Source organism: Streptomyces sp. NPDC047515 (assembly GCF_040643055.1).
In the GTDB taxonomy this organism is placed as follows: domain Bacteria; phylum Actinomycetota; class Actinomycetes; order Streptomycetales; family Streptomycetaceae; genus Streptomyces.
The window spans coordinates 1-5679 of record NZ_JBEYTM010000128.1 but is presented as its reverse complement, the minus strand read 5'-3'; the positions used below and the strand labels follow the sequence as shown (position 1 = coordinate 5679).

1 protein-coding gene is annotated in these 5679 nt (G+C 68.9%); it reads left to right on the top strand.

Annotated elements, in window-relative coordinates; translation table 11 throughout:
• Positions 1-5679 (top strand): amino acid adenylation domain-containing protein (locus ABZ826_RS38725; protein ID WP_361459207.1); only part of this gene is annotated, 5679 nt, incomplete at both ends.

Here is a 5679-nt window from a genome sequence, read left to right as displayed (position 1 = left end):
CACGTCACCACCAACGAAATCAACGAACACCAACTCAACAACAACACCAGAATCGGAACCGCCCTCCCGGACCTCCGACTCCATGTCCTCGACCCATACGGAAACCCCACCCCCATCGGCGTCACCGGCGAACTGCACATATCAGGAGCAGGACTCGCGCGCGGCTACGAGGCCCAGCCGGCCCTCACAGCTGAGCGCTTTGTCCCCGATCACCTGGGACAGACACCTGGAGCACGCCTCTACCGCAGTGGCGACCTCGCCCGCTGGACACCCTCCGGCGACCTGGAATACCTCGGCCGCGCCGACGCCCAGGTCAAAATCCGCGGATACCGCATCGAACTCGGAGAGATCGAGGATCAGTTGGCCCGTGTGGCCGGTCTGCGTGAGGCCGTCGCCCTTCCATATCAGGAGGCGAACGGGCGTACGGATCTGGTCGCCTATCTCGTGCCGGAACCGGGCACCGACAGACCCACCACCAGCGCACTCCGCGACGCCCTCGCCGACCACCTCCCCGACTACATGATCCCGAGGAACTTCGTCCTCCTCGACTCCCTCCCGCTCACCCCGCAAGGAAAGCTCGACCGACGCTCCCTGCCCGCCCCCACCACCGAACGCCCCACCCTCGAAACAGAGTTCACCCCGCCCCTACCCGGAATCGAAGAAGCCCTCGCAGCGATCTGGGCCGACATCCTCGGCATCGACCGCATCGGCCGCCACGACAACTTCTTCGACCTCGGCGGCGACTCCATCCGCAGCATCCAGATACTCGGCCGAGCCCGCGACAACGGACTCACCTTCCACCTCCAAGACCTCTTCCACCACCCCACACTCGCCGACCTCGCCACCACCACAACCACAACACAACCCACCACCACACCACCCACCACCCAACCCTTCTCCCTCCTCACACCCCACGACCGCAACCACCTCCCCCACCACCTCGACGACGCCTACCCCATGGCCGAACTCCAGATCGGCATGGTCTACGAAATGCAACGCGACCCCGACCGCAACCCCTATCTGAATGTGACGTCGCTGCATCTTCGGGGCCGGTTCGAGCAGGAAGCCTTCCGTGCGGCAGTGTCCATGGTGGTGGAGCGGCATCCTGTGCTGCGTACCTCATTCGACCTCAGTGGTCTGTCCGTGCCGATGCAATTGGTGCACGCGGAAGTCGAGATGCCTCTAGGCCTGGTGGATCTGCGCGGGCTGAGCAAGGCCAGGCAGCGGCGTGAGCTGGCCGATTACGTCCGTGGGGAGCGGACGACGGGGTTCGATCCGGCGGTGGCGCCGTTGTTCCGGATGACGGTCCATGTGCTGTCCGACGACGCCTTCCAGTGGACCGTCACCGACCACCACGCCATCCTCGACGGCTGGAGCCTCGCCTCCACCCTCGCCGAAATCATCCACACCTACCACACCCTCCTCGACGGCCACACCCCCACGCTCCCACCCCTGCGCTCCACCTACCGCGACTACATCGCAGCCGAACAAAACGCACTCACCAACCCCGCACACACCACCTACTGGCACAACCTCCTCACCGACCGCCCCGACACCCGCCTCCCCCGCCACAGCGGCAACGGCGCCCCCCTGCTCATCGGTGAGCGGCTCGATGGCGAGGTGCATGAGCACGACAGCACCGGTGGGTACGGGGCGCTGGTCACCGTGGTGCCGTCGGAGCTCCTGTCGGCGCTGGAGGACAGCGCCACCCGGATCGGCGTGCCGTTCAAGGCCGTCGTCCTGGCCGCCCACATGCGGGTTCTGAGCCTGGTCACGGGCAGCGCGGATACCGTCACCGGGTTGTCGTCCAACGGGCGGCTGGAGGAGACCGACGGCACCGAGGTCCGTGGGCTGTTCCTCAATTCGCTGCCTTTCCGACTGCGGCTGCCCGACGGCAGCTGGGCGGATCTGGCGCGCGCCGTGTTCGAGGCCGAGCGCGAGATGCTGCCGCACCGCAGATACCCCATGCCGGCGCTGCAACGTGCGATGGGCTGCGACCCCCTGTTCGAGACCGGCTTCGTCTACAACCACTTCCGCCACGTGGACGAGCTGGCCGAGGGGGGCCGGGCCTCGGTCTCCGGGCCGCACGACGAGACGGCCGCCGGTGTCGCCCGGACCAGCTTCCCGCTGCATGTGGCCATGAGCCGCGAACCGGGCCTGGCCGGCATGCGGATGGAGCTGGAGTACGACGCCAGAGAGTTCCCCGCGGAACAGATGCGTCTGATCCGCGACTACCACCTGCGGGCTCTGCGGGCGATCGCCGAGAATCCGGACGCCGCCCACCGACCGGCCGGTCTGCTCGGCGAGGCCGAGCAGGCCCTGCTGGAACGCTGGAACGACAACGCCGCCGCTGTCCCGACCACGCCCGTCCACGAGCTGGTCGAGGCGCGGGCGGTGGCGCAGCCCCACCGCGTCGCCGTGGTCGCCGGGGAGCGGTCCCTGACGTATGGCGAGCTCGATGCGCGTGCCGACCGGCTGGCCCGTCATCTGCGCCGGCTGGGCGTCGGCCCCGAGGTGTTCGTCGGGGTGGGCCTGGACCGTTCGCCCGAACTGGTCGTCGGCCTGCTGGCCGTGCTCAAGGCCGGTGGGGCCTACGTACCGTTGGATGTCTCCTTCCCCGCGGCCCGGCTCGCGCACATGCTTCAGGAGACGGACGTGCGGGTGGTCCTGGCCGGGTCGAGCACCAGGGACCTGGTTCCGCGGGGGCCGTGGGAGACCGTCGACGTGGACACCGTCGTTCTGCCCGAGGAGACGCGGTGCGACCGGGTCCCGGAGGCCGGCGCCGGACCGGACAACGCCTGCTACGCCATCTTCACCTCCGGTTCCACAGGGCGGCCGAAGGGTGTGGTGACCCGGCACCGCAACGTGACCGAGCTTCTGCACGGCGGTCCCGCGATGGAGCTGCGGGAGGACGACACCGTTCTCCAGATCGCGACGGTCGCCTTCGATGTCTCCACCTTCGAGATATGGGCGCCGCTGGCGGCGGGGGCCCGGCTCGTGCTCGCTTCGCCGGGACGGTACGCCCCGGCCGATGTGGCGGGCTGGGTGACGGATCACGGCGTGACGGTCCTCCACGCCACTGCCTCGCTGTTCACCCTGCTCGTGGACGAGCAGCCGCAGACGTTCGACGGACTGCGCCGACTGCTCACCGGCAGTGAGACGGTTTCCGCACCGCACGCCGGCCGGATCCTCGCCCGTTGCCCTGAACTCGAACTGGTCAACTGCTGGGGTCCGACGGAGACCACCACGTTCTCCGTCTGCGGCATCTTCACCGCGGACTCGCTCCCGGCCGGCCCGCTGCCGCTCGGCACACCGCTGGCCAATACCGAGGTCCGAGTGCTGGACGAGGCCGGCCATCCCGTGCCCGTGGGCAGCCCGGGTGAGCTGTACGTGGCCGGGCCGTGCCTCGCACGCGGCTACCTCGGCAGACCCGCGCTGACCGCCGAGCACTTCCTGCCGCATCCCTCCGTGCCGGGTGCTCGGCTGTACCGCACGGGTGACCGGGGGCGCTGGTCGGCCGAGGGTCAGGTGGAGTTCCTCGGCCGGGTCGACCACATGGTCAAGATTCGCGGCTATCGGGTGGAGCCCGGCGAGGTGAGCGCGGCAATCGGCGCTCACCCGCGCGTTCGCCAGTGTGTCGTGACAGCGCCGCGGGACGCGTCGGGACGGGCCGATCTGGTGGCGTACGTGGTGTGCGACGCCCCGGCACCCCATGTGTCCGAACTGCGTTCGGCGCTGCGGGAGAAGCTGCCGGAGTACATGCTGCCGAAGGCATTCGTGTTCCTCGACGCGTTCCCGCTGACGGCCCAGGGCAAGGTGGACCGCGGCAGGCTCCCCGCACCGTCCGGGGACCGCCCGGAGCTGTCGTCCCAGTACGTGGCGCCGCTGCCCGGGGTGGAGGAACGGCTGGCGGTGATCTGGCGTCAGGTCCTCGGGGTGGACAGGATCGGCCGGCACGACAACTTCTTCGACCTCGGCGGCGACTCCATCCGCAGCATTCAGGTGATCGGACGGGCCCGGGAGGAGGGTCTGCTGCTCACGCTGCCCGTACTGTTCCGGTCCCCGACGCTCGCCGCGCTGGGCACCGAGGTGACTTCGGTGGCGGCGGAACCGCTCCCCGCACCGACGGCGGAGCCGTTCGCCCTGTTGTCGGCGAAGGACCGGCAGGCGCTTCCGGAGGGGCTGGTGGACGCCTATCCGATGGCGGCCCTCCAGGTCGGCATGGTCTACGAGATGGAGATCGACCCGGACCGCAATCCGTACCACAACGTCAGTACGGTGCGGCTCGGCGAGCGGTTCGAGGAGGATGCCTTCCGGCGGGCCGTCGAGCTGACGGTGGGCCGCCACGATGTCCTGCGTACCTCGTTCGACCTGAGCGGATACAGCGAGCCGGTGCAGCTCGTGCACGAGCGGGCCGAGTCGCCGCTGACCGTCGTCGATCTGCGGGGTCAGGACGGCAGTGCACAACGGGCGGCGGTGGCGGAGTGCGTCCGTAGCGAACAGGACGAGGGCTTCTCTGTAGCGGTGGCGCCGTTGTTCCGGATGACGGTCCATGTGCTGTCCGACGACGCCTTCCAGTGGACCGTCACCGACCACCACGCCATCCTCGACGGCTGGAGCCTCGCCTCCACCCTCGCCGAAGTCATCGACACCTACCACACCCTCCTCGACGGCAGTACTCCATCACTCCCGCCCTTCCGCTCCACCTACCGCGACTACATCGCCGCCGAACAGGCCGCGCTCACCAACCCCGCACACACCACCTACTGGCACAACCTCCTCACCGACCGCCCCGACACCCGCCTCCCCCGCCACACCACTGCTCTTCCCGACGGGCTCGCGGGGCTGTGCAGCGCGGGCGAGGTGCACCACAACGACGCGGAGCGCCGGCACGGAGAGTTGATCACGCCCCTGCCGGTCGGTCTGGGCGATGGTCTCGACCGGTTCGCCCGGCGTTGTGGGGTGCCGCTGAAGTCCTTGCTGCTGGCAGCGCATCTGCGGGTCATGAGCCTCGCCACCGGCAGCCGGGACGTCGTCACGGGGCTGTCGTCCAACGGTCGGCTGGAGGAGACCGACGGAACCGAGGTGCGGGGGCTCTTCCTCAACACTCTGCCGTTCCGGCTGGAGCTGCCGGAGGGCAGTTGGCTGCACCTCGTACGCGCGGTGTTCGAGGCCGAGCAGGACATGCTGCCTCATCGCAGATATCCGATGTCCGCGATCCAACGCGAACTGGGCGGGGAACCGCTCTTCGAGACCGGCTTCGTCTACAACCATTTCCGTCAGATCGACACACTCGCCGGTGGGGCGGACACGGACGACGATCGCGCGCGTGCGACCGGAGGTGGACGGACCCACTTCCCGCTGCTGGTGGCCGTCAGCCAGGAGCCCGGGCACCAGGGGCTGAGCCTGGAGATGGAGTACGACAGCGGCGAACTGTCGTCCGTCCAGGTGGCGTTGATGCGGGACTACTACGTGCGGGTGCTGGAGTCGATGGTCTCCGAACCGGACACCGCGTTCGGGGACGTCGTCCTGCTCGGCGACACCGAGCGGCAGTTGGTGGAGTCATGGGCGGGTGACGGCGGACAACTCCCGGTCGGTGCGATCCACGAACTGGTCATACGCCGGGCACTGGAAACCCCCGACGCCGTGGCCGTCGTCTGCAACGACACCACCCTCACC